A 25,420-nucleotide genomic window follows, 5' to 3' on the forward strand; every position below is an offset into this window, starting at 1 on the left:
ACGGTCGGTACTAGTGCTTACCCGAGTCGGAGGGATCGAGATTGCACCAGCGCTGCAATGAAAATCGCTAGGCGGAAAGCGGCGCCGCCAAGTGTTGCTTGAGTGGCAGCGACACATCGGACAACTGGGCCGGATCGATGCGGGACGCCGCCGCCACGAGCCGCTTGGCCACCATGAAGTCGGCCGGCCGATTGACTGCATCGGCGGCGATCACGCAGCCGTCGCGCAGGTAGAAGGCGATGAAGCTGCGCTCCTGCGGCGTGCCGCGCAGTACGCACTGCTCGAAGCCAGCCGACAGGCCGACCATTTGGAGCTTCAGGTCGTACTGATCGGACCAGAACCAGGGCACGGCATGGTTGGGCTTCGGCTTGCCGCACAGGGCCGAGGCCGCCGCACGCGCCTGCTCGAGCGCATTGGGCACCGACTCCAGCCGCACGCGCCGGCCGTAGAGCGCATGGTCGTGCACCGTACAGTCACCGGCCGCGACGATTTCAGGGTCGGAGGTAACGCCGAGCGCATCCACCACGATGCCACCGTCGACGGCCAGTCCGGCATCCGCTGCCAGCTCGGCATTGGGCAGCATGCCCACACCCGCCACGACGCAGTCGGCCACCAGCCGCAGGCCGTCGCCGCAGATCACCGCCCGCACACGCCCTTGCTCATCGCATTCGATACCCTGCACGACGACGCCAACCCGGATGTCGACGCCCGCCTCGCGGTGCACCTCGGTGTAGAACGTGGACAACGTCTCACCCGTCACGCGGGCCAGCACGCGCGGCTGGGCCTCCAGCACCGTAACGTGGGCACCCAGCTTGCGCGCCGAGGCGGCGACCTCCAGGCCCACGTAGCCGCCGCCGATCACCACCAGGCGGGTGCCTTCGGTCAACGCCTCGCGAATCGCGTTCGCGTCGGCCTGCGTGCGCAGGACATGCAGGTTGGCGGGCGTCACATCCGCTACGAGGCCGTCGACCGTCAGCTGACGCGGGCGGCCGCCGGTGCACAACGCGAGCTTGGCGTAGGCCAGCGTCGAGCCGTCCTGCAGCCGCACCGCCTTCGCGGCCCGGTCGATCGACGCGATCCGGGTGCCCAGTCGCACGTCAATGTGCGCCTTCTCGTAAGCCTCCTGCGGTCGCATCGTCATTGACTCCGGTGTCGCCGTGCCATGGAGGAAAGCCTTGGACAGGGGCGGCCGGTGATAGGGCAGGCAGGACTCCTCACCGAGCAGCACGATCGGTCCTGGCCAGCCAAGTTGCCGAGCGCTGATGGCGAGTTCCGATCCGGCGCTGCCGGCGCCGATGATCAACAAGGTATCGGTTGATTGCATGGTTGTCCCTAGGATCTCGGTACGTTGCAAGGTATATAGTCCGACTGGTCGGTCTAAGCATAAAGAGGCAAGGACTTTGATGCAAGCGGGGATGCGCCTGCTTGCCGTCAACGATGGTCGATTCCAGATACGAGGCGCATTCGCAACCAACCAGCCATGGCATGACACGAGTACGAGCTGACGACTACGGCGACAAGAAGCAATCCATCCTCAACCGTGCGGCCGCGCTGTTCGCCCGCAAGGGATTCGAACTGACAACCATGGTGGATGTGGCCACCGCGTGCGGCACGTCCAAGTCGCACCTGTATCACTACTTCCCCGGCAAGGAAAACCTACTGTTCGAAATCGTGCGTGAGCACATTGCCGGCCAGGCAAGCGAACTCACCGACATTGTGGCGATGCCACTGTCCGCGGAAGAGCGGTTCCAGCGCTATGTGGATGCGTTTGTCAGGCGGGCTGCACAGTCGCGCGACGAGCACTTGGTGCTGATGAACGACCTCAAGTTCCTGCCCTCGCCGCATCGCAAGCAGGTGCGAAAGCTCGAGACGCAACTGGTCGACCTGATGATCGGACTGCTCAAGGAAATAAACCCCAAGCTGATGCTGCCGGACAAGGTGCAGGCCCCCTATGCCATGCTCCTGTTTGGCATGATCATCTGGACCCTGACCTGGTACCAGAAGAGTGGCGCGATTGCTCCCAACGAACTCGCCGCACGCATCTCCCACCTGTTCGTGCATGGTTTCAAGGATGGCAATTTTCCATAGGCCGTTTAATTGGTCGAACGGCTGCTGGCGTTCGACCTGGATTCAGGCGTAACTCATCAGGCATTCCTGGGTCACCGAAGCCACCAGGACGCCGTTACGATCGTGGACGCTGCCAATTGATAGGCCACGTCCCGCCGCAGCGCAAGGACTGTAGCTGTCGAAGTGCAACCAGTCATCGGCGGTGAACGGACGATGAAACCAGATGGAATGATTGAGACTTGCGACGTACAGCTGCCGATCACTGTCGAGGTCTCGCACGCGCGAGCCGAGGCTGCTCAGGGTGAGCCACCAATCCGACAGATAAGCGAGGGCGGCGGCATGCATGACATGGTTCGCGGGTAGAAGATGGCGCGCCTTGATCCAGTATCGTAGACGCGGGGTCGGCGTAGCGAGCGCCAGCTGCGCTTCCAGATCGGGCACGCGGAAGTCAATGCATGCCTTGCCCCGAAGAGGGTAGCCGCCTGGCCCATGCAGGATTCGCTCCCAAGGCAGCGGCACGTCGGGAAGTGGAGGCAACTCGTCGGGGTTCGATGCCAGCATCTGCATCGACGTCTGATGCTCAGGCGCGTCCAGTGGTAGTCCGAAGGTGACCTGCGCATCGAACAACAGGCGACCGTCCTGCGTGCCACGAACGTGGCGCGACGTGAAGCGCTTTCCGTCCTGCAAGGCCGTGACTTCGAAGTCGATGGGCTGGTCTGGCACGCTGCCCTGCAGAAACATGAACTGCATCGCTGTCGCTTGGCGGTCAGCTGGCGCGCTCAGCGATGCCGCCATCAACGCCTGCCCCAAACTTTGCCCGCCGAAAGACCGGCCGTGGAGGTTCGCATCCCCATGGCAGTTGCGATAGTGCCGTTGCTCGTCGCCCGCTTGCGTCAACGTCAGCAGCGCCGGCAGGTCGGCCTCGTTCCAGGGCTGCAGCCTATCGACCATGGAACACAGGCTTGCGCTTGCCGATGAAGCTCGCGATGGCATCGGTCGCATCCGTGGTGGCGGCGGTCCGGTGCAGGGCCTCCGTTTCAGCGCCGAGCTGTTCGGACAAGGTGGCTCCCAGGGATTCCCGATACAGGCGGCGCACCTCTCCATAGGCTTGCGTCGGTCCCTCTGCGAGGCGTTCCGCGGTGGCACGTGCGTCGCGCAGCAGATCGGCCAACGGCACCACCCGATTGACCAGGCCCCAGTCCAGCGCCTCGGCCGCGCTGAGAACTCGGCCTTCCAGGTACAGCTCCGCCGCCCTTCGCATGCCCACCAGCCGAGGAAGGAACCAGGAATTCGAGCCATCCATGGACAGCCCGAGTGCGCCGAAGCCCAGCGCAATCTTCGTGTTCTCCGCGGCCACCACGATGTCGGCGCAGTACATCAGCCCCAGGCCGCCGCCGGCGGTCGCGCCATGCACGGCAGCCACGATGGGCACATGCAGGCGGCTGAAGGTGCGCAAGGCCTCGTGGTACGGGCCGGTCATTGCACGCAGCAGGCCCGGCAGTTCGCCGTCCTTGGCTTTCGACAGAAAGGCGAGGTCGCCTCCCACCGTGAATGATTTTCCGTTGCCAAGCAGCAGCACGGCCCGGATCGACAGGTCGTTGGCGCATCGCTCGGCCACGATGCGCAGTTCGTCCGCCATGTGTGCATTGATCGCGTTGTGGGCATCCGGCCTGTTCAAGCAGATCGTCGCGAGCCCATCCTGCACGTCGAACGTCAAGGTACGCAAGGCCTGCGGCAACGGCGGTGCGCCGCTCACCGAAGCCTGAACCCATCGTTCGCTGTCCGTGAGTTGGCTCAGTCCCTTGATCTTCCGGTCGGCGAAGCTCAGGATGTGGATGAACTCGGCGTCGAGCCTTCCGCCTCCATTGCGGGCTTCGCCGGTGTACCTGCCCTGCACCAGGAGGCGCCCATCGTCGAGCCCATGAAAGCTCGTCGGTCGGGCCTGCGCAATGAAATTCTTCGCGATCTGACCCCAGAATTCCCGGCGCATCGCATTCGCGCCTTGGTAGGTTCCACCAAGGCCGAACGGCAGCCCCTCGGTGGTCCGGCCCGTGAATTCGGGATGCAAGAGCGCATCCAGAGCTTCGCGGTCACCCTTGGCCAAGGCTTGGTACAACTGGTGTGCGCGTTCAATGCGGGCGGCGTCGTCCATGTGTTGTTGCATGTGTTCACTCCAAAAATCGACCGGCCATCGAGGTCCGATGGGCATCAGTATATAGACCGTCTAGTCGGTTTATTAAAACAGTACTTAATTTTCAGGTCGGCGCCATGCGGCGCGTCGTTGACTGCGAGCATCAACCGCCGACCACGCCCTTGTCGTGCAGCCGGCCAAACTCGGCGCTGCCCAAGCCGAGCACCGAACACAGCACCTGCTCCGTGTCTGCACCCAGCCGCGGGGCCGGCCGCACGGGACGTCGCGGCACGGCCGAGAAATCCAGCGGCAGGCCTGGCGCAACCAAGCGGCCCACCCCGGGCTGCTCGAGCTCGCCGAACATCGGGTTGGCCAATGAACAGGATTCGTCCCCCTCCACGAGCTGGGTCACAGTCTGGTACTTGCCCCAGCAGACGCCGTGGCGATCGAGCTGCGCGGCCACGTCCGCGAACAGCCGTGCGCCCATCCAGCGTGCGACCACGGCCGCGATCTCTTCGCGCGCGATAAAACGGTTGCCCTCGCGCGCAAGATCGAGCCCGGTGCGCTGCGCGATCGCGGCCATCTCGTCTCCCATCGCCAGCGCGCCGCAGAGCGAACGCCATTGCTTTCCTGTGAGGCCGACCACCATCACACGCACGCCGTCTGAGGTCGTAAAGTCGAGGCCGAACGCACCGAAAAGATGGTTACCGTGGCGGCCCCTCGCCTGCCCCAGTTGCGCCTCCGCCAGAAAGCCCAGGCTGCCTACGGCTGCAAGCGCCACGTCTTCGAGCGCCAGCTTTACGTGCTGCCCCACGCCCCGGCGCCGCCGATGCCGCTCCGCCGCCAGCAACCCTGCGGCCGCCATCTGTCCCGTCACGAGATCCCAGGCCGGCAGTACATGGTTGACGGCCGTTTCGGCCGCTCCACTGCCAGTGAGGTAAGGCAGCCCCATGCGGGGGTTGATCGTGTAGTCCACGGCCGAACCACCATGGCGGTCGCCCTGCACCGTCAGCTGGATCAGGTCGCTGCGCCGCTCGCGAAGGCGCTCGTGGTCCAGCCAGCCGCGCGGCGGGAAGTTGGTGAGCAGCACGCCCGCATCCTCGCCGGGGGCAGCAATGAGTGCCATCGCGAACTCCCGGCCCTCGGGCGAGCCGAGGTCGAGCGTGACGGATTTCTTGCCCTTGTTGAGCCCGGCCCAGAACAAGCTGGTGCCGTCCTGGGTGACCGGCCAGCGCCGGTAGTCCAGGCCGCCGCCCAGCGCATCGATGCGGATCACCTCCGCTCCCATTTGGGCCAGCGTCATGCCGCCGAGCGGCGCCGCCACAAAGGCGGCGGCCTCGATCACGCGCATGCCCTCCAGCAGGTTGGCGTTGTCCATCGCGCCGATCCTCAATGCACGGGGGCGACCGCTCGGGCGGGGGTGGCGTCGGCCAGCGCCTGCTCGAGCAGGCTGCGTGCGATGACCTTGAGCGCCAGCGTCTCCTCCGCGCCCTCGAAGATCGAGAGCACACGCGCGTCGACGAAGTAGCGGCTCACCGGGCTCTCTTCCGCATAGCCATTACCGCCATGCAATTGCAGTGCCTCACGGGTCACCCACTCGGCCGAGCGGCAGGCCAGCAGCTTGACCAGGCTGGCCTCCATGCGGCCGCCGCCTTCGTCGAGCGTTCGCGCCACGGCGTAAGCCAGCCGCTGGCATGCGGCAAAGCGGGCGCCCATGCGCGCCAGCTTGGCGAGCGTCAGCGGACAGTCGAGCAACGGCGCGCCGAAGACCTTGCGATCCTCGGTGTAGCGCAAGGCCGCGCGGATGGCAGCGCGCATAACGCCCGACGCCCGCCCTGCGGTCTGCATGCGCCCGCCCATCATGCCGGCCATCGTGAAATAGAAACCCTTGCCCAGACCCGCTGCGCCGCCGATCACATGGCTGTCCGGCACGAACAGGTTGTCGAACGACAACTCGAACGAATGCATCCCGCGATAGCCGATGGTCGCGATGGCCTTGCCGGTCAGTCCCCCGCCACCCTGCGCTTCACTCTGGCGATAGGCGAAGGCATGGCCGTCGTCAGAAGGCTTTTCCACCAGCATCAGGCTCAGCCCGCGATGGCCGGCCGATCGATCGGGGTCGGTGCGCACCACCACCATCAGCAGCCCTGCCTTGCCGGCGAAGGTGCACCAGGTCTTGGCACCGTCCAGGCGCCACCCGCCTTCGACACGCGTGCCGCGCAGCATCAGGCTGGCGACATCCGAGCCGTAGTCCGGCTCGGTGATCGCGATCGCGCACAGCGGATCGCCCGCTGCAATGCGCGGCAGCCAATGCGATTTCTGTTCCTCGGTGCCGCCGGCCATCAGCGCGCGGCTCAGGATCTCGGGCCGCGTGATCAGGCTGCCGGCGCCCGCCAGCGACGCTTCAGAGAGAGCCTCGGTGACCAGCACCATCAGCAGCGTGTCGTCACGGTCGTTCGGCGCGTGACCGCCGAAGCGCTCGGGTACGGAAAGGCCAAACACGCCCATCTCCCGCAGCGGCTGCAGCAGGCTCTCGGGCACCGTGAGGTCGTGGCGGTGCAGTGCTTCCGCCTGCGGCGCCACCACATCGGCGGCAAAACGACGGAAGGCATCCTGCGCCATCGCATGGGCCTCGTCGAGCACCACGCCCCCGACCTCGCCTTCGGCATTGGCCAACGCCCGGCCGGTCGCCTGCAGCGCGGCCGCACTGCCGGCTGAACGGCGCAAGGCCGCCCATGCGGCATCCGATGCAAAGGCCTGGACGGGCGCGATGTCGAGTCCGAGTTCGAGGAAGAGCATTTCCGTGCGCGCCAGCACCGAACCGATGGCATCGACGCCGAAGACCAGCGCCAACCCGGTCTCGAGCGGGTTCGCGGCGCTGCCGGCGCCCTGGATGGCCGTCTCGGCCGCGAGCAGATCGGCGCTGGCCCAGGCCAGTTCATAGCTGGCGACCTGCTGCGCATCGAAGCGACGCCCACTGAAGACCCCATCTTCGGCGCAGGATTGCGCCAGCGCCTGCATCGCCTGCTCGAAGAGCGGGCGCAAGCGCGCCAGCAGCGATGCGCAGGCCGGGATATCTTGGTTCGGGGCCATGGCGTGGCGCCTCAAGCCGCGGCCAGCGCATCGAGCGCCAGCTTGGCCACGGAACGGCCCGTGTCCGCGCAGGCTTGCGTGCCGCCATCGCCGTAGGGCTTGACCGCATCGCCCACATGCCAGACGTTCGGCAGTGGCGTGGTCTGCGGCAGGTCGTAGCCGCCGCAAGACCGCTGGGCGGGCCAGCCGTCGCGCATGACGCGCACCGACAGCATCTTCGCGTTCGCGAAGCCGGGGAAAAGATCGCGCAGGTCCTGCAGCGAGGCTTCGACCTCGGCGTCGTTGTCGAAGTCGCCCAGCGCGGGGTGCGGCACGGCATAGGCCACGTACTGGTGCCAGCCTGCGGGCGCCAGCTCGGGGCAGGTGGCGGTCAGCTCACCGATGTTGCACAGGCGGCGCGTGCGCCCGAAGGTGACCAGGCCCGGCGCATCGTAGAGGCGCTCGCGCGTCGCGAAGTTGATGACGATGTTGGCGGCCGGCTTCGGCCCGGTGGTCGCCAGCGCGATGTACTCGCCGCCGAAGGCTTCAGCGCCCGGCAGCAGGGCCGTGGCGTGCGGGCCGATGTTGCTGATCACGGCGCGCGCATTGACGCGCAGCGTCACGCCGTCCTTGACCAGGTCGACGCCCGTCGCGCGGCCGTTCTCGATGTTCAGCGCCGCCACCGGCGCATCGAGCCAGACCTCGCCGCCGCGGCGGCGGATCGCATCGGTCAGGTCGTTCCACAGCCCGACCGTGCCGCGCGGGCAGAAGCCGAAGCGCTTGAACGCGCCCTTGACTGCGAAGTAGGTCAGGAAGGCCCGCGCGGGCAGTTCATCCGAGTTGGCCGCGAAGATGGCCGCGCACAGGTTGCGGAAGATCGCATGCACCGTCTCGTTCCTGGTGTACTGCGACAACCACTCCTTGGTGGTGAGCTTGGCCTCGGGCAGGTCTCCGCCGCGCGCATCCGCGAACTTGGCGCCGATCTTCGCCGCCTGCTTGGTGAACCCGCCCAGCAGCATGCCCCAGCCGCCCTTGGCGACGTTGATGATCTTGCCGTCGATCAGGAAGACGGTCGCGGGGTTGGGCTCGCGCAGGTCGAGTTCGACGTCGAGCAACGCGAAAGTTTCTTCGAAGGTGGACCCCTTCTCGATCGCGATGGCGCCGATGTTGACGGTGAAGCCGTCGATCTGTTCGCTCGAGGCGCGGCCGCCAACGCGGCTCAGGCTCTCGGCCACCAGCACCTTCTTGCCTGCGGCCACGAGGCGCGCGGCCACACTGAGGCCTCCAGCGCCGGCGCCGATCACGACGGCGTCGTAACTGATGGGGTGAATCACGGTCTCGCTCATGATGATTTTTCTCCTGTGGATGGAATCGTTGGGTGGGGCATGGCGGCGGCGCGGCGCAGCAATTCGCGCGCGCGCAGCGCCACGGGTAGATCGACCATCTTTCCGGCGAACTCGATGGCGCCCCGGCCCTCGCGCTGCGCGGTGTCGAAGGCCGTGACGACGCCTTCGGCGTGCGCCAGCTCGCGGGTCGAAGGCGAGAAGCCTTCGTTGAGCACAGGCACCTGTGCCGGATGGATGCAGAAGGCGCCCACGAAGCTCAGGTCGCGGGCCAGGCCGACCTGCGCCGCAAAGGCCTGGAGGTCCGAGAACTCCGCGATGGAAGAAGGAAAGCCCAGCGGCAGGATGCCGGCACGGCGGCACGCAAAGGCCACCATCTGGTTGGGCGTGAACAAGGTGGCCGGCGTCGGCACCATGCCCGCGCTCGCGCAGAAATCCTCGGACCCGAGAATCATGCCGAGCAGGCGCGGGGAACTGGTGGCAATGGCGTCGAGGTGCGGCAGCGCCGACACGTCTTCGATCTGCGCGATCAGCCAGGTATGGCCTGGCTGCAAGCTCAGCTTCTGCTCGCAGGCCTCCGCTTGCCGCGCAGCCGCGAGCACCTGCTGCGGCGTATCGACCTTGGGCAGCACGATAGCGCGCACGGAAGGCCCGACCGCGGCGTCGATGTCCTGCATCGCCATCCCGGCCTCCGCATTCACGCGCACCAGCACCGCCGTGCCGTGGCCGGCCACGGCGGCCGCGCGGACAGCAAGCGCTTCGCGCGCCTGCACCTTCTGCGCCAGCGGCACGCTGTCTTCGAGGTCGAGGATCACGGCATCGGCGCCGCGTTCATGGGCGCGCGCGACAAACTTGTCGACATGCGCGGGCACGAAAAGCATCGAGCGCCAGATCGGTCGCGCGAGCTCGCCGAGGGATGGGGTTGCGTCCATGTCAGCTCCAGCTCACGTTGGCACGCATGCCCAGCGCGCCGTGGCTGTCTGCCGTCCACAGGCGAGCCCCCTGGCCCTCTTCCGTGGGACTGCCGTTCAGGGTCAGCGCGTCCGTGTCGAACGCGGGGCGCAGCGCGCGGAAGTCGAAACGGGCGATGCGCAATGCCGGCGCTTCGCGCTGAACCAGATCGAGCAGCAGCGTTGCCAGCAGAGGGCCGTGCACGACCAGCGCCGGGTAGTGCTCCTGCTGCGTCGCATGGTCCCGGTCGTAGTGGATGCGGTGCCCGTTGTAGGTGAGCGCCGAGTAGCGAAACAGCGTCGCCGGATCGGCCTTCCAGTTGCTTCGCCATGTCGCCGTGTCTTTCGCCGGCGTGCCCGGCGGCAGCGGCGCGGCGCCGGTCGGCGCCTCGCGGTAGACGATGTGCTGCAGTTCCCGCAGGCAGGTGCGGCCCTGCTGGGACAACAGGTGCTCGACGGTGACGAACACCAGCGGACCGCTCTGCCCTTGCTTGAGTTCCACCGACTGCACAGTGGACACCTTGCGTGCGTCGTCGCCGATCCGAAGAGGGGCCTCGACCTCGATCTCACCCGAGGCCCACATGCGCCGGGGCAACGGCACCGGCGGCAAGAAGCCGCCACGCTCCGGATGGCCGTCGACGCCGACGGCTGCACGCGCCGGCATCTCCAGGAAATAGAGCCAGTGCCAGGGCAAGGGGAGCGCATCGCCAACCGCCGGCGCCTCTGCGCGATCGAGCAGGCCGGCCAGGGCGCGCGCCGGGAATGGATCGATGCGCTGTTCGGCTTCCTGCCGCCGCCCGACCCACTCGCGCAGGTGAGCGATGGCTATCTCCGGCACAGCGGTCGTCAACGTGCCGCCTCCGCCGTGCACAGGGACAGGCCCAGCGCCACGCGCCGCTCGAGCCAGGGGCTGGGCCGGTAGCGCGGATCGCCAGTCACCGCCAGCATGCGCCGCAGGATCGCGAGCACCTGTGCACCGCCGATGCGGTCGCCCCAGGACAGCGGGCCTTGCGGATAACCGAGCCCCAGCTTCACCGCGTCTTCGATGTCGTCCACCGACGCGATGCCGCGCTGCGCGATCTGCGCCGCGATGTTGACGATCGTCGCCAGCACGCGTTGCACGATGAAGCCGGGGCTGTCGTTGATCACCGTGACGCCGACCCCGTCGTGTGCGCACAGCGCGTGCGCGGCGTCGCGCATGGCCGGGGCAGTGACCACGGTGAGCATGAGGGTGCGATGGCGCCCCAGGCCGGGCAGCGGGTCGATCGCGACGCAACGCGTCGCATCGAGCCCGAGAGCCACCGCTTCGCCGGTGGCGTCCCCGCCCCAGGGCTGGACGATCAGAAGCGCGTCGGGCGTCGGGTGTTCGACCCATTGCGCGCCGGCGGCCTCCACCAGCGCCTTCAAGGCGTCGCGCTCCGTGGCCTCTGGCGCCACCCAGACCTGGAGGCCGGCCGGCAGCGCCGGCACTGGCTGTGCGGCCGGAACCTGTCGCGCATCGCCGTCGTAGGCATACCAGCCCTGGCCTGTCTTGCGACCGAACAACCCTGCCGCCACCCGCGGCGGCACCAGCGACGAAGGACGAAAGCGCGGCTCCTGCTGGAACTGCTCGTAGATCGAACTCATGACCTTGCTCGACACGTCCAGGCCCGTGAGGTCGAGCAATTCAAAAGGGCCCATGCGAAAGCCGGCCGCCTCGCGCAGGACCTGGTCGATCTGGTCCACGCTGGCCGACTGCTCCTCGAGCAGGCGAAGCCCTTCCGTGTACAGGCCGCGACCCGCATGGTTCACGAGGAACCCCGGCTGGTCCGCCGCAACCACCGCGCGATGGCCCGCCCCCGCGACCAGGCCGCGCAAGGTGGCCACCACCGCCGGTGCGGTGCGCACCGCGGCAATCACTTCGGCCACCTTCATGAGCAGCACCGGATTGAAAAAATGAAGTCCTGCCACCCGCTGCGGATGCGCGCACGCGGCCGCGATCTCGGCCACGACGAGCGACGAGGTGTTGCTCGCCAGGATCGCCTGGGGCGACACGACCGCCTCGAGACTGCGGAACAGCGCGCGCTTGGCCTCCAGGTCCTCCACGATGGCTTCGATCAGGACGTCGCAATCCGCCAGATCCTCCATCGACGCCGCGGCATGGATCCGGCCGCGGATGCGCTCGAATTCATCGGCATCGATGCGGCCCTTCGCGACACCGCGACCGATCATGCCGACGACAAATTCCACCGCCTTGTCCGCAGCGCCTTCGAAGCTGTCGAAGCAATGCACCCGGTGCCCGGCCTGGGCGAAGAGCTGAACAATGCCGCGACCCATGGTCCCGGCGCCGATGACGGCGATCTTGAGTGTGTCTGTCATGGTCATTCGCCAGTGAATTCCGGGCGTCGCTTGTCGAGGAAGGCACGCATGCCCTCGGTCTTGTCGGGGGTGTCGAAGAGCAGCAGGAACTCGCGGTTCTCCAATGCGAGGGCCGCGTCGAGCGGCAGGTCGGGGCCCTGGCGCAGCATCCGGCGCGTGGCGGCGACCGCCTTGGGCGGCATGCGCGCCGCCTTCCGGGCCAACGCCGTCGCGCGCTCCAGTGCCTGCCCCTCTTCGGCCAGTTCGGCCACGAGGCCGAGCTGGAAGGCACGTTCGGCCGTCAGTTGCTCGCCGGTCAGCAAAAGCATCGCGGCCACCGGCCGGCCCACGGCACGCAGCAAGCGCTGGGTGCCGCCGGCGCCGGGCATGATGCCCACCGCCAGTTCCGGCTGGCCGAAGCGCGCCGTCGGGTCCGCCACGATGAAGTCGCACATCATGGCCAGCTCGCAGCCCGCGCCGAGCGCGAAACCGGCGACCGCCGCAATGGTCGGCTTGCCGCACTGTGCCACCGGCGCCCAGTACTGGCCCAGGTCGATGCGGGCCACCTGCTGCGCGCCCTTGTCGACCAACAGGTTCAGGTCGGCGCCGGCCGCGAACACGGTGCCGCCGGTGATGACGATGGCCCGGATCGCGTCGTCATGGTCCAAGGCCATGACCGCCTCGGCAATCGCGCGGCGCATGGCGATGTCGAGCGCATTGCGCTTCTCCGGCCGATTCAGTACGACGATGCCGACGGCGCCGTCGCGCTCGACCCGCACGCCCTCCGGTGCCGGCCCGATGCCGCCGCCCGTCATGCATTCACTCCCGGCATCGCGATGAAATCGACGGGCCGCTTGTTCTTGAAGGCATCATAGCCCTCGCGAAATTCGTCGCCGGTCAGGCTCACCGCCTGATCGTCTTCCTCGCGTTGCAACTCGAAGTCAAGCGAGGAGGACACACGCGTGAGCCGGTCCTTCATCCGCGCGAAGGCCCCCATCGGAAGCCGCGCGAGTTCACTCGCCTTCGCGACGGCACTGGCCATCACCTGGTCGTCGGCCACCAGAACGTCGGCCAGGCCGATGCGCAGCGCTTCCTCGCCGCGCACAGGCTCGCCCGCCGTGAGGATGCGCCTGGCTTCACGCACGCCGACACGGCGCGGCAGCGTGAGCATCTGCCCCCAGTCCGGCACCAGTCCGAGCTGGAGGAAGGGAAACAGGATGCGGGTGCCCGCCCCCACGACGATGTGGTCGCCGAGCAGCGCCAGGCCGACGGCCGCACCGGCGCCGATGCCTTCGACGGCACTGACCACGGGGATGCGCAAGGCCGCGACCATGCGGCACAGCACCGCGACGTGCTGCATGCGTGCCCGCGCGCCAGCCTCGTCCAGGCCCAGCATGCTCGGCACATCGCCGCCGGCCGAGAACACGCCCGCCGTTCCACCGAACACCAGCGCGCGCACGCTGGCGTCGTCCCGGATGCCGGCGATCGTAGCGGTGAGCGCCTGCCGCACGTCATGATCGATCGCGTTGCGCTTGTCGGGGCGGTTGATCAGGAGGCGCGCCACGTGGGGGGCCGGCCGGTCCAGCAACACCACCGGATTCGGATTCGCAGGGACAGTCATATGCCTTGGCGTTTCAAATGAAAGGATCGGCGCGCCCGGTCAGGCGATCTGGCGGCCGCGGCCGGCCCAGTGCGACTCGCGCAGCTTGTTCTTCTGGATTTTTCCTGCGCCCGACAGCGGAAGCTCCGCGCGCACCTCGACGCTGCGCGGGCACTTGTAGCCAGCGATCAGCGTCTTGCAATGGGCGATCAGGTCCGCTTCCGACACGCTCTGGCCCGGCTTGAGCACCACGACCGCATGCACGCTCTCGCCCCACTTCTCGCTCGGGACGCCGATCACGGCGCACGCCGCGATGGCCGGGTGCTTGAGGACGGCGTTCTCGACCTCGGCCGAGTAGACGTTCTCGCCGCCGCTGACCACCATGTCCTTCATGCGGTCCACGATGAAGATGAAGCCTTCGTCGTCCATGTAGGCGCCGTCGCCGGAATGCACCCAGCCGTCGCGCAGGGTGCTGGCGTCGTCTGCCGGACGATTCCAGTAACCCGTCATGGCGGACATGCCGCGTGCGGCAATCTCGCCCACCACGCCGCGTGGCAGTTCCTTGCCGTCGGCGGCCACGATTCTGATCTCGGCCAGCGCGGCCGCACGCCCGGCCGAACGCAGCTTGCCCAGGGCTCGCCCCTCGGCCGTGTGGTAGTAGGGCGGCAGGTAGCTCACGCAGCCGGAGAGCTCGGTCATGCCGTAACCCTGCATCAGTGCCAGCTGCGGGAAGGCGACGGTCAGGCGATCGAGCAGCGTTTCGGCGATGGGCGACGCGCCGTACACCATGAACTTCAGGCTGTTCAGATCGAACTTGCTGAACTCGGGGTGGTCCAGCACCATCTGGATCATGGTCGGCACGAGCAGCGTGTCGGTCACCCGCTCGTTCTGCACCGTCTCCATGAACTGCAGCGCATTGAAGGTAGGCAGCAGCACATGCGTGCCGCCGGCAATGAACTGCCACCAGACGCCCATGGCGCCCGCGAGATGGAAGACGGGCGCGGCGTGCAGGTACACCGGTCCCACGGGGTAGCCCATGGCCAGCCGGTTCAAAGCCGCGCCCATCAGGCTGTCGTGGGAGGCCATCACGCCCTTGGGGAAGCCGGTGGTACCGCCGGTGTAGAACACGGCGGCCAGATCGGCGCCGCCGGCGCCCACGTCGTCCACGGGCTCGGACTGCGCCATCAACTGCTCGTAGTCGATCATGCCCGCGGGGCATGCGTCATTGCCGAGATAGATGATGTCGCGCAGCGTGCGCGACTCGGCCCGCACCTCGTCCATCAGCGGCAGATGGGCGTCGTCCACGAAGAGCTGCGTGGTCTCGCAGTCGTTGAACGAGAAGGCGAGCTCCTTCGCGCTCCAGCGTGTGTTGGCCGGATTGATCGCCGCGCCGAGCCAGAACACCGCCATGAAGACTTCAAGGTAGCGGTCCGAATTGAGCGACAGGATGCCGACTCGGTCGCCCTTCTTGACGCCGAGGCTGCGCAGGCCGCCGGCCAGGCGCTGGACACGGCCGACAAACTCGGCGTAGGTCTGACGGCGCCCATAGGCGATCGTCGCGATGCGCTGCGGGTTCTGCTGCAGGGCACGGTGGATGGATTGGGTGATGCTGACGGTCATGATCTGCGCGTGGACGAGGTGGGCGAACGGCGGGTGCTCAGGCGCCTTCGAGGCCGACGATGGAAACCGAACAGACGTTCTGCGAAGGCTGGCCACCGAGGTTGTGGGTCAGGCCCACCGAGGGATTGCTCAACTGGCGCGGACCCGCCCTGCCCTGCAGCTGCAGGTACATTTCGTAGAGCATGCGGATGCCGCTGGCGCCGATCGGGTGGCCGAAGCACTTGAGGCCGCCGTCGATCTGGCAGGGGATCTTGCCGTCGGCATCGAACATGCCGTCGAGCACGTCCTTCACGCCGCCGCCGACATCGGACAGGCCCAGGTCTTCCATCGTCACCAGCTCGGTGATCGAGAAGCAGTCGTGCACCTCGGTCATGCTGATCTGCTCGCGCGGCCGCGTGATGCCGGCCTCGGCATAGGCACGCTGCGCCGCGATGCGCGCGGTGTGCACGTAGCTGCCGTCCCATTCGTTGGACTGCAGCTCCCAGCCGTTGGACGTCACGATCTGCAGCGCCTTGAAGGTCACGAGGTCGCGCTTGCCCAGGCTGCGCGCAATGTCGGGCCGAGTAACGATCACGGCGGCGGCGCCATCGGACACGCCCGCACAGTCGAACAGGCCCAGCGGCTCGGCGATGATCGGCGCCTTCAGCACCGTCTCTTCGCTGACTGCCTTCTGGAAGTGTGCCTTGGGGTTCTTCGCGCCGTTGGCATGGCTCTTGACCGAGACATGCGCAATCGCCCGCTTGAGCAGCGCCGCATCGACGCCATGCTTGCTGCGGTAGGCCGACGCCAGCTGCGCGAAGTTGGCCGGCGCCACCGCATTGGGATACCACTGCGGAATGTAGGTGCCGACCGTGGCCACCGGCAGGCCGCCGTAGCCGGTGTCCTTGAGCTTTTCCACGCCCAGCGCGATCGCGATGTCGCAGGCCCCGGCCGCGACCGCGTACACCGCGGCGCGGATGGCCTCGGAGCCGCCGGCGCAGAAGTTCTCCACGCGCGTCACGCCGATGTTGGGCAGGCGCAGGGCAATGCCCATCGGCGTGCCGCCGCGGCCGGTTCCGACGTCGTCCATGTGGGTCGAGAACCACGCGGCGTCGAGCTGCTCGGGCGCAATGCCGGCATCGGCCATGGCCTCGTTGTAGGCCTCGACCATGAGGTCCTCGGGGCTCGCGTCCCAGCGCTCGCCGAACTTGCTGCAACCCATCCCGAGGATGGCGACCTTGTCCTTGATACCTGCGGCCATGATTTACTCCGATCCTTTTTCCGGTGCGGCGGCGCGCACCGGGGTGGCTTTCCAGAAATAGCGGGTGTAGCCGCGGCGGTCGTCGATGTCCTTGATGCGAAACGTCATCTCGACCGCGCTGCCGGCGTCGATCTCGCCGTCGCCGGTGTCGGTGAACTCCATCAGCACGCGGCCACCGCCGTCGAAGTCGACTTGGCCGTAGCGGTGCGGCGGCGAGCGGTGGAACGACAGGAACTCCGCCGACCAGCTAAGCACGGTGCCACGGCGCTCGGCCAGCTTGTAGGGCTTCTGCGTGTCCTGCAGCGGCTTGCCCTGGTCGTACGAGATGCGCGACGGCGGGAAGTGCACGCCGCCGGTCACCTCGCAACGGCCGGCGACCAGCCCCAGGATCGCGCCTCGATGGCGGTAGGCGGTGGACAGTGCGGTCTTGCGGTCCTGCTCGCCGCGCATGCCGCGCTCGAGGTCCAGCTGCTCCTTGAAGGACAGGAAGCGCGTATACGCCGCTTCTTCGACGCCGCGGCGGATCCACTCGCTCACGCCCTTGGCCGGGCGGAAGTTGTGCACCTCGTCGGTGACTCGGAACACCATCGCCTGCGCCCCGCTGCCGAACTGGGCCAAAAGGATGAGCTGGCCGGGCACGGCGCGCTCAAGCACATGGGCCAGTAGCAGCATGCCGTGCGGCAGGCCGGTGTCGCCCACGCGCGAAGCCAGCGAATCGACCACCGCCTCGGCGCGCACGCCGCAGGCCTTGGCCAGTTGCTGGTCCATCTTCTGGAAGGTGGTCGGGAAGATGAAGTGGTCGATCTGAGCGGCCTCGATCTTCGCCTCGGCCAGCGCGGCCTTCACGGCCCGCGGCACCAGCTTGGTGATGCCCTCGTCGCGCACCCAGCGCTCTTCCCAAGCGTAGTCGATGTCTTCTCCCGCGGCGCGGAAATGGTCGACGAAATCGACCGTGACCGTGCCAGCGCCCAGGTACTCGGCCAGCACCTTGTCGCGGCCCACCTGGAGCGCGGCGGCGCCATCGCCGAAGTCCAGTTCCTGCGAACTGGCTGCGCGCGTCTTGCGGTTGTCCGATGCCAGCACCAGCACATCGCCGCCGCCGCTGCGCACCTGCGCCACGGCCTGCGCCAGTGCCGACAGGCCCGCGCGCTGCGAGCCAGTGACATCGGCCGCCTGCACGTCGTCGCGCAGGGTGAGCGCTTCGCACACCACGCCGGCGTTCAGCCGCTCGGCAAAGGGCAGCGTGCCCGACGCCAGCAGCACGCTGGCGATGCGCGAGCGGTCGTCCGCAGTGCCGAGGCAGTCGCGCGCCGCGGCCACCGCCATCGTGATGCTGTCTTCGTCCCAGTTGGCAAAGGCACGGGTGCCCTTGGCAGCGTGGACGAACTGAGGGGCGTACCAGGCGTTGGCCTCGGCCGCCGCGCGGCGAACAAGCCGCAGGCGGGGCACGTAGCCGCCGTATCCGACGATTCCGAACATGGTCAGGACTTTCTCGTGATGGAAGGGTTTGAAAAAAGGCTTCGAACGAAGGCGCCAATGGCGCGCCGGGCGTCGCGCGCTTCGGGCAGGTCATCAGGGAATTGCTGGAAGACGTGGATCATTCGGTCCCACACCTCCAGACGCACATCGACGCCGGCCGCCTTCGCCTTCGCGGCGAAGTCGACCGAGTCGCTGCGCACCGTCTCGCGGTCGCCGACCTGGATCAGCAGTGGCGGCAGTCCGTGCAGTTCGGCGAACAGCGGCGACACCCACGGATGCCGGGGATCGCCCTCGGCGCCGAGGGCATTGCGAGCCATGGCGAGGATCATTGGGCGCTGGTGGATCGGGTCGTTCTGGGCTCGCGAGACGTAGCTCTCGCCCGAGGCCGTCATGTCGGTCCAGGCGGACATCAACACCGCGCCCGTGGGCAGTGCGCGGCCTGCGTCGCGCAGCTTGATCAATGCAGTCAGCACAAGACTGCCACCCGCAGAGTCACCTGCGAAGACGATGTCGGCGGGCTGCGTGCCCTGTGCAATCAGCCAGTCGTAGGCGGCGCAGGCGTCATCGAGCGCCGCCGGATGTCGATGCTCGGGCGCGAGCCGGTAGTCCAAGCCCAGTACGCGGCAGCCCGTGGCTTCGGAAATTCCCGCCATCAGCTCGCGGTGCGAATGCACCGACCCGACCTGGAAGCCGCCGCCATGAAAGTAGAGCACCACGCGCTGTGGATTCGCCTCTGCTGCGGCGATCCACTCTGCGTTTAGGCCGTCGATGGTCACAGGCTGCACCGCAGCCTCCACGGGCTGGCCGCCGAAGAGCGCGTCCCAATCGGCGCGCATCTGCGCCACCGTGGTGTTGCGGCCCCAGCTTCGGTAGACCGACAGCACGCGGCGGATGACGCCGTCGAGCTGTTCGTCGGAAGCGGTGATCCTGCGCTCGCTCATTGGCCGCACCCCATGCCGCCGGAAACACCCAAGGTCTCGCCGGTGATGAATGCCGCAGCGTCGGAGGCCAGGAAGGCGACCGCGGCGGCTACTTCTTCGGGCGTGCCGAGCCGGCCCGCCAGCGTGGCGCCCTTCATGGCGTCCAGCAGCTTGTCGCCTCCAGCGGCCACGGCTTCGCGCAGCAGCGGCGTGTCGATCGGCCCCGGCGCGATCACGTTGGCAGTGATGCCCTTGCGGCCGTTCTCGCGCGCGATGGAACGCGTGAAGGCGATCACGCCGCCTTTGGCCGCGGCATACACCGCCGCGCCGCGCGAACCCATGCGGCCGGCCTCCGAGGCGATATTGACGATGCGGCCGAAGCCCGCCGCCTGCATCGCGGGCAAGGCCGCGTGCGTGGTGGCGAACACCGATTCGAGATTGACGGCCAGCAGCCGGCGCCAGTCGGCGATTGCGGTCTTGGTGAAGTAGGCATGCTGGTCGATGCCCGCGTTGTTCACCAGGACCTGATGCGGCCCGGTGTCGAGCACCGTGCGCTGCACACGCTCAAGGTCCGCCACGTCAAGTTGGACTGCGATGGCCCCGATCTCAGCAGCCAGAGCCTGCGCGCTCGCGATGTCCAGGTCGGCAATGATCACACGCGCGCCGTCGGCCGCCAGCCGCCGCGCAATAGCAGCGCCGATGCCCTTGGCGCCGCCGGTGAGGAACACGCTGTGCATCGTGCTCATTGCCCGGTGAAGTGCGGCGCGCGCTTCTCGATCACCGCGGCAAGGCCTTCGAGTGCGTCCTTCATGCCCGCCAGTTGCGCCTGCGTGCGGTTCTCCTCGGGCATCGCGGCCTCGGCGCTGAGTCCAAGCCCATTCCACAGCAAGCGCTTGGTTGCCGCAAGCGCGGCCGGTGGGCCGCTCGCAAGTTGGCGCGCGAGCGACAGCGCGTCATCTGCCAGTGACGCATCGGGTACCACGCGCGAGATCAGCCCTATGCGCAACGCCTCCGCGGCCTCGATGACCGGATTGAACAGCACAATGTCCATTGCCTTGCGAAAGCCCACCAGGTGCGTGAGCGTCACGGTTACCCCGGCGTCGGGCACCATCGCCACGCGGATGGCGCCCGCCATGAAGCGGCTCGATTCGCCTGCCACGACCACGTCGGACGAACACACCAGCCCCATGCCACCGCCGCCGGCTGCAAAGCCCTGCACGGCGCAGATGACCGGCGCGTTGAGCCGCATCAGCAGTGACACCACCAGTTGCAAGTAGGAAGTCGCCATGCGGATGTAGTCGGGCAACGCCTCGCCCTTTGATAGGAAGGTGTGGACGTCACCCCCGGCGCAGAAGTTCTTCCCCTCGCCCGTGATCAGCACAACGCGGACACGACCATCGCCGTGCACCTGCATCAGCACCTCGTGCAGCGCCTTGAGCACCTCCATGTCCAGACCGTTCGAGGCCTCGGGCCGGTTCAGCCGCACGTGGGCCACGCCATCGGCATGCAGTTCCAGCCGCACCGGTCCTTTGCCCACCAGCACCTCGATCGCGGTGTCGTCGCTTCGCTTGTCTACAGTCATTCTTTTTCTCCTGCCTCGCGGCGTGGGGTTGAACCTCGGATCTAGATCAAGAAGGCCATCGAGTAGATGGCACGCCCGTTGTTGGTCAGCACCACCTTCTTGCCGGCCATGCGCAACGTGTCGCCTTCCCGCCGCAACCTGTATTCGTTGCGCGAGCCCCAGATCGTGTCGCCGCGCGCATGAGCCTCGAACACGATCGCGTTCGCAGTCACCACCAAATTGGTACCGTCGTTCTCGAGAATCTCCACGTTGGAAATCACCCGTCGCAGCGGCGAGCGAGGCGACTGGCTATGGCGCTTGCCCGTGTGGAACTGGCGCACGCGCAGCGTGATGCGCGAACGGTTGTCATAGATGATGGACATCTCCTGTTCCGGGTCCCCGCCGTCGCCGTTGGCCGGTATCCAGTAGATGCCGTCGTCGGTCCACAGAGCCTCCCAGGCGTCGTACTCGTGGTTGTCCTGCAGGCGCGCTTCTTGATAGATGAACTGCGACACCTCATGGTGAAGCAACAGGTCGTCGACATTCATGTTCACGCCGCCTCCATGAGCGATCGGTAGTGACGCCAGATACCGCGCGTCGGCGTCTCGTCCGTGGCATCGCCGATCAGGTAACCGTTCTCGTCTGTGCGTTCGCGGTGCTTGCCGCGGCCCAGGTACAGCCATTCGGGGCTTTTGGCCTGAACGCCGAGTTGTGTGCGTTCGTACATTTCCGCATCGTCCGCCAGCAAAAAGCCCGCGGGACCGACGGATCCCATGGTCTGCTGGCGCATGCGCCTGTTCAAGTCAGGCGCGCCCTTGAACTGCAACGCGGTGACGTGCTGCACGGACTCGTCGAACGCCAGCGGCTGAATCACGAAGAGTTGGATCTCTGCGATGAAGAGATTCGGATAGATCATGATGTGCGGCGTACCGTCGATCATGATCTTGCGGGCCTGCTCAACACCGTAGGCGGCTTCCATGCTGCGCGTGTACTCGGGCAGGCGCTCAGCGGTGGTGTTGAACCAGCTCATCGGAATGTCGCGTTTGCGAAACTCCGGCCGCAGGTCGTTCTCGGAATGTCCTTGACCGAAGTAGCGGGACACCGCCGTCGAATCGCTGCTGTACAGCGAGCCGATGCCGCTTTTCGCGACTTCGAAGATCGAGGCGTGCACGAACGACGGGTGATACCCATCGGTCTCGTTCTCGACCAAGAACTTCCAGTTGGACTTGACCTTGTGCTTCAAGAATCCCGCCGTGACCTGCACCTCACCCTCAGGTGAGGTCAGGCACAACGCATCGATGGCCTGCATCGCTGCGCCCAGGTGCTCCTCCAGCGACGGGCCCTCCTGCGCCATGGAGCCGAAGACGAAGCCTTTGTAGGAGGCGACTCGCGCCACCTTGCCAAGCCCGAGTTCTGAGCGATCGACGCCCTCGTAACCAGACGGGAACGGATAGCCACGCAGCGCCCCGTCATTCGTGAATGTCCAGCCATGGTAGGGACATGTGAACGAACGCGCCGAGCCCTTCTCGGTCATGCACACCCGATTGCCGCGGTGAGGGCAACGGTTGTGCAGGAGATGGATGCGTCCTTCGCGATCGCGGGTCATGAGGATCGGCTCGGGGCCGATCGACTTCATCACGTAGTCGTTGGGCTGGGGCACTTCGCTCTCATGGCCAACGTAGACCCAGGTGCGAAACCAGATCTTGCGCAGTTCTTCTTCAAAGATGGCGGGGTCCGTATAGAGAGAGCCATGCACAGCGTTCTCTCGGATCAACTCATCCCAAGCACGTGGCTCGGACGTAGCGTGAACTATAGGAATCACGGGGGCACAAGTACTCATGTTGTCACCTTCAGGAAGAGTGTTGATGAACACTCAAAGGTATTGCGATGGGGTGTCGTTGGCCCGATAATAGTCCGACCGGACGGTCTATGTCAACTCTTTGGGGTATCTGATTTGGCCGACGATTAACCGCGTGTGCGGACCTCAATCAATCCATGCGAACTAGAAATACCACATGTTCAAAGTGACATTCATCGAGCACGACGGCACTACGCATCAGGTGACAGGCCCCTCCGAGCGCACCTTGATGCAGATTGCTGTGGACAACGGCGTGCCAGGCATCCTTGGCGACTGCGGAGGCTCCTGCAGTTGCGCGACCTGTCACGCCTATGTAGACGAGCGGTGGATTTCTCAGTTGCCCGGGAGATCGGAAACCGAGGCCTTCATGCTCGAAGGCGTCCCGGATCCACGCGAGAACAGCCGCCTGTGTTGCCAGATCAAAATGCAGGCGGGCTTGGACGGCATCGTCGTTCAATTGCCGAACGAGCAGGTGTGAGCGGACGCGTCGTCTCAACAACTCTGAAGATGGCGCCGCAATTCTTCGGCACAGCGGCCGCATCCGGCCGCCCGGGAATCTGCTGACCCGAGTTCGGGTGTGGAAATCCTTGGAAAAGCGATGGCATGCCTCCGCATTGAAGTGCGCTTGGGCCGAGAACTATCGCGACGCTGTCAGGGTGCTTTGCAAGGTGCTGTCAGTGACCCGCAGCGGGAACTGCCAACTGGCGCAGGCGAGCGCCCCGTGCAAAAGCCTTCGCAGCGCGACTCTAAATGCCCGCGCCCAAACCCGTGCACCGCGATAGCCGAGGCAGCTATGGCTCGCCTTGCATGACGCAGCAGTTTCGTAGAGCCCGTGCGGGTCCGATGAAGGCTAAAGCGCCAGGGGACTGCGTCCGTCTACCGGCGAGCGTCCGTGGTCACCACTGACACGAGGCATCGCTTGCCAAGGGCACCCAATCTCCTAGATCGTCGCCCCTTGGAAGGCCGCCGAACCCCTGCTTGGGTGGCTGACATACGTGTTGCCGCCGATCGCAACTGTTGAGTGCCGCGCCGGCCTAGCTTAGCTAGCGAGACACGCCATCCGAGATGGTTCTCGCAGCGGCGAAATGCAAGTCAGATGTAGCGTTGCGGCGATTCAGCGATGCATCCCATGATGCTTGTCGCCTTGCCGGCTGGTCACCACTACAGAGCGACCATCCATCCCTTTACGCAACTTTGCGTATCGAGAAAGCGGTTTTCGCAGTGGACGCTATGCTTTGCGGCAACATGTAGGATTATTAGTTCTCCCTATTTATCAAACCAAGCAACGTCTTGGAATTCAATAGTACAACTGCCCTTCTATGGACCCGTTTGACATCAATGTTCGCTTGCTTCTCATGTTCGATGAGGTGTACCGCGGTCGAAGCGTCTCGAAGGCGGCCGAGCGTCTTGGAATAAGCCAGCCCAGCTTAAGCCTCGGGCTCAACAAGTTGAGAGCGCACTTCGACGACCCGCTGTTTGTGCGGACCTCACGTGGCATGGACCCAACTCCTTATGCCAATCAATTGATCTACCCGTTCCGGGGCGCCATCGACCTGTTGAAGCAGGCGCTGGAAAAGAAGCAAACTTTCGAGCCTTCTACGTCGGACCGAAACTTCCGGCTCTGCATTACCGACATCACGCAGATGGTTGTGTTGCCTGTGCTGCTTGAACGGCTGAAACAGCAGGCACCTCACGTTTCCCTCAACGTCTTGCCAATCAATGAGGAAACTCTGAGTCAACTGGGGCTAGGTGACATCGATCTGCTGGTCGGCTATGTTCCGAACATCGGTCAAGGTCTCTTTCAGCAACGCTTGCTGATGCGAGACTACGTGTGCATCGCAAGCGTCCACCATCCTCGGATACGCAAGGCGCTGACGCTGGAACTGTTCAAGTCAGAACCTCACATCGTCGTCACAGCCAGCGGTTCGGGCCTGAGCCTTGCGGAAGAAACGCTCGCAGCTCTGAAGTTCAAGCGGCGCATCCAGCTCGAGGTTCCTCACCTGATTGGCTTGGACCGACTGGTTGGCAACTCGGAAATGATCGCGACGGTGCCACGGCCCGTCGGCCTGTTCCTGGCCGCGGGAGGTGCGATAAAGCTGTACGAGCACCCGGTGAAGTTGCCGGGGTACCTTGTGAAGATGCACTGGCACGAGCGCTGTCACCTCGACCCGGCCGGCCAATGGCTGCGCCGGCTTATGGCTGACATCATGGGCCCCAAAAGCCGGCTGCTTGAGCCGGCTCGCACGTAGACGTCAGGACTCGACCGAGATCTTGCGTGCAGTGATGATCTTCTTCCACATCTCAGTCTCCCGCTGGACCAGCGCGTCGTACTCCTCAGGCGTGCACAGCGTCAAGTGCTGATCCGGCTGTGCCTTCAGGCGCGCCTGGAACGCAGGCGAATCGGCTGACTTTACGACTGCCTTATGCAAGGTGTCGACGATGTTGCGTGGCGTGCCTGCGGGCGCGGCAAGCGCGAACCAAAAATCGACCACAGCAGAGGGATAGCCTTGTTCTCGGAACGTGGGCACCGCGGCAGCTTCGGGAATGCGATTCTCCGAAGAGATGGCCAGCACTTTGACCGCGTTGGTCTTCACGAACTCCGCAACACTCGCGTAGGCACCGCAGAAGGCTTGCAGCTGGCCACCCACGAGTTCCTGGACGGCCGGTGCCTCGCCGCGGTAGACGATGGGTTGAATCCCGAATTTGGCGCTTGCGCCCAGTTCTTCCATCAGGAGGTGGGGCGCGCCCCCGACCGCCGAAACGCCAACCAATGCATGGGAGTTTTGCGTTCTAACGCCGGACACGTATTCAGCCAGCGTGTTGTAAGGCGAATTCTTGGGCACGGCCAGTACGAAATGGATCTTCGAAAGCGTCGTGATCGGCTGAAAATCCGATGGCTTGTATGACAGATTCTTATAGAGCAATTGCATACTGGTCATCGCGCTCGCGAAAATGAATGCGAGGGTCTGCCCATCAGGCTTGGCCGCTTTGAGCGCTTGATAGCCGATGCCGAAATTGCCGCCTGGGCGGTTGTCCACAAGCACCGGCGTGCCCAGCTGCACCTTGAGTTCGTCCGCGAGGGTGCGTGCCATCGCGTCGGTGACGCCGCCGGCCGCGATCGGCACGATGATCCGGATCGGGCCCTGGGGCTGCCACGTTTGCGCACGGGCCGCTCCTGAAAATACTGTGGCCGAACCGAAGGCCGCCAAACTGGCAATTGCTTGTCTGCGTTGCATAGTTTT

The 25,420-nt window shown here is 66.0% G+C and carries 23 protein-coding genes; 3 read left to right on the forward strand and 20 right to left on the reverse strand.

The features are described 5' to 3' along the window. Nucleotides 1–67: 67 nt before the first annotated feature. Entirely contained in the window at nt 68–1,324 is a 1,257-nt protein-coding gene (locus AC1DSF_RS27885; protein WP_478183830.1) for an NAD(P)/FAD-dependent oxidoreductase, read from the reverse strand. Between the two features lie 161 nt (nt 1,325–1,485). On the opposite strand from AC1DSF_RS27885, the gene AC1DSF_RS27890 reads away from it, so the two are divergent. Further along, entirely contained in the window at nt 1,486–2,088 is a 603-nt protein-coding gene (locus AC1DSF_RS27890; RefSeq protein ID WP_478183831.1) for a TetR/AcrR family transcriptional regulator, read from the forward strand. A gap of 42 nt (nt 2,089–2,130) precedes the next feature. Here the strand turns inward: AC1DSF_RS27890 and AC1DSF_RS27895 are convergent, their stop codons facing one another. The 18 genes from AC1DSF_RS27895 to AC1DSF_RS27980 all read right to left on the reverse strand — a co-directional run bounded on the left by AC1DSF_RS27895 (nt 2,131) and on the right by AC1DSF_RS27980 (nt 22,076). Beyond that, the gene (locus AC1DSF_RS27895; RefSeq protein ID WP_478183832.1) at nt 2,131–3,018 is read right to left on the reverse strand and encodes an acyl-CoA thioesterase; all 888 of its coding nucleotides are present in this window, start codon (nt 3,016–3,018) and stop codon (nt 2,131–2,133) included. After that, entirely contained in the window at nt 3,008–4,231 is a 1,224-nt protein-coding gene (locus tag AC1DSF_RS27900) for an enoyl-CoA hydratase-related protein (protein ID WP_478183833.1), read from the reverse strand. Before AC1DSF_RS27900 ends, AC1DSF_RS27895 begins: the two co-directional genes overlap by 11 nt. 130 nt (nt 4,232–4,361) lie before the next feature. Next, nucleotides 4,362–5,576, reverse strand: coding sequence for a CoA transferase (locus tag AC1DSF_RS27905; protein ID WP_478183834.1), 1,215 nt, complete (start codon nt 5,574–5,576; stop codon nt 4,362–4,364). Between the two features lie 11 nt (nt 5,577–5,587). Continuing rightward, nucleotides 5,588–7,291: an acyl-CoA dehydrogenase family protein gene (locus AC1DSF_RS27910; protein WP_478183835.1), complete on the reverse strand. Its 1,704-nt coding sequence runs from the start codon at nt 7,289–7,291 to the stop codon at nt 5,588–5,590. A gap of 11 nt (nt 7,292–7,302) precedes the next feature. Further along, nucleotides 7,303–8,616, reverse strand: a complete 1,314-nt coding sequence (locus AC1DSF_RS27915; RefSeq protein ID WP_478183836.1) for a phytoene desaturase family protein — start codon at nt 8,614–8,616, stop codon at nt 7,303–7,305. Further along, complete coding sequence (locus AC1DSF_RS27920) at nt 8,613–9,545, reverse strand: HpcH/HpaI aldolase/citrate lyase family protein (protein ID WP_478183837.1); 933 nt, start codon at nt 9,543–9,545, stop codon at nt 8,613–8,615. Before AC1DSF_RS27920 ends, AC1DSF_RS27915 begins: the two co-directional genes overlap by 4 nt. Nucleotide 9,546: 1 nt before the next feature. After that, nucleotides 9,547–10,413, reverse strand: a complete 867-nt coding sequence (locus tag AC1DSF_RS27925) for an HTD2 family dehydratase (RefSeq protein WP_478183838.1) — start codon at nt 10,411–10,413, stop codon at nt 9,547–9,549. After that, a complete protein-coding gene (locus tag AC1DSF_RS27930; protein ID WP_478183839.1) occupies nt 10,410–11,921 on the reverse strand; it encodes a 3-hydroxyacyl-CoA dehydrogenase in 1,512 nt (503 codons plus the stop codon). Before AC1DSF_RS27930 ends, AC1DSF_RS27925 begins: the two co-directional genes overlap by 4 nt. A 2-nt stretch (nt 11,922–11,923) precedes the next feature. After that, nucleotides 11,924–12,715 (reverse strand): enoyl-CoA hydratase-related protein, encoded by a 792-nt coding sequence (locus tag AC1DSF_RS27935; protein WP_478183840.1) that lies wholly within the window; start codon nt 12,713–12,715, stop codon nt 11,924–11,926. Beyond that, nucleotides 12,712–13,521, reverse strand: a complete 810-nt coding sequence (locus AC1DSF_RS27940; RefSeq protein ID WP_478183841.1) for an enoyl-CoA hydratase/isomerase family protein — start codon at nt 13,519–13,521, stop codon at nt 12,712–12,714. Before AC1DSF_RS27940 ends, AC1DSF_RS27935 begins: the two co-directional genes overlap by 4 nt. A 39-nt stretch (nt 13,522–13,560) precedes the next feature. Then, nucleotides 13,561–15,120, reverse strand: a complete 1,560-nt coding sequence (locus AC1DSF_RS27945) for an acyl-CoA synthetase (RefSeq protein WP_478183842.1) — start codon at nt 15,118–15,120, stop codon at nt 13,561–13,563. A gap of 37 nt (nt 15,121–15,157) precedes the next feature. Beyond that, nucleotides 15,158–16,360: an acetyl-CoA acetyltransferase gene (locus AC1DSF_RS27950; protein WP_478183843.1), complete on the reverse strand. Its 1,203-nt coding sequence runs from the start codon at nt 16,358–16,360 to the stop codon at nt 15,158–15,160. Nucleotides 16,361–16,363: 3 nt separating this feature from the next. After that, the gene (locus tag AC1DSF_RS27955) at nt 16,364–17,839 is read right to left on the reverse strand and encodes a hydroxymethylglutaryl-CoA synthase family protein (protein WP_478183844.1); all 1,476 of its coding nucleotides are present in this window, start codon (nt 17,837–17,839) and stop codon (nt 16,364–16,366) included. A gap of 2 nt (nt 17,840–17,841) precedes the next feature. Continuing rightward, complete coding sequence (locus tag AC1DSF_RS27960) at nt 17,842–18,780, reverse strand: alpha/beta hydrolase (protein WP_478183845.1); 939 nt, start codon at nt 18,778–18,780, stop codon at nt 17,842–17,844. Continuing rightward, nucleotides 18,777–19,505, reverse strand: a complete 729-nt coding sequence (locus tag AC1DSF_RS27965) for an SDR family NAD(P)-dependent oxidoreductase (protein ID WP_478183846.1) — start codon at nt 19,503–19,505, stop codon at nt 18,777–18,779. The genes AC1DSF_RS27960 and AC1DSF_RS27965 overlap by 4 nt, the downstream gene beginning before the upstream one ends. Next, nucleotides 19,502–20,341, reverse strand: coding sequence for an enoyl-CoA hydratase/isomerase family protein (locus AC1DSF_RS27970; RefSeq protein WP_174545047.1), 840 nt, complete (start codon nt 20,339–20,341; stop codon nt 19,502–19,504). The genes AC1DSF_RS27965 and AC1DSF_RS27970 overlap by 4 nt, the downstream gene beginning before the upstream one ends. Nucleotides 20,342–20,382: 41 nt before the next feature. Further along, nucleotides 20,383–20,868 (reverse strand): aromatic-ring-hydroxylating dioxygenase subunit beta, encoded by a 486-nt coding sequence (locus tag AC1DSF_RS27975; RefSeq protein WP_478183873.1) that lies wholly within the window; start codon nt 20,866–20,868, stop codon nt 20,383–20,385. 2 nt (nt 20,869–20,870) lie between these two features. After that, the gene (locus tag AC1DSF_RS27980) at nt 20,871–22,076 is read right to left on the reverse strand and encodes an aromatic ring-hydroxylating oxygenase subunit alpha (protein WP_478183847.1); all 1,206 of its coding nucleotides are present in this window, start codon (nt 22,074–22,076) and stop codon (nt 20,871–20,873) included. A 259-nt stretch (nt 22,077–22,335) separates the two neighbouring features. Here AC1DSF_RS27980 and AC1DSF_RS27985 point away from each other — a divergent pair, with 259 nt between their 5' ends. Further along, nucleotides 22,336–22,656 (forward strand): 2Fe-2S iron-sulfur cluster-binding protein, encoded by a 321-nt coding sequence (locus AC1DSF_RS27985; protein ID WP_478183848.1) that lies wholly within the window; start codon nt 22,336–22,338, stop codon nt 22,654–22,656. Nucleotides 22,657–23,497: 841 nt separating this feature from the next. Continuing rightward, nucleotides 23,498–24,427, forward strand: coding sequence for a LysR family transcriptional regulator (locus tag AC1DSF_RS27990; RefSeq protein WP_478183849.1), 930 nt, complete (start codon nt 23,498–23,500; stop codon nt 24,425–24,427). A gap of 3 nt (nt 24,428–24,430) precedes the next feature. Here AC1DSF_RS27990 and AC1DSF_RS27995 read toward each other — a convergent pair whose 3' ends face one another. After that, a complete protein-coding gene (locus AC1DSF_RS27995; protein ID WP_478183850.1) occupies nt 24,431–25,414 on the reverse strand; it encodes a Bug family tripartite tricarboxylate transporter substrate binding protein in 984 nt (327 codons plus the stop codon). Nucleotides 25,415–25,420: the final 6 nt, after the last annotated feature.

The organism is Variovorax sp. 01N429, assembly GCF_056399425.1.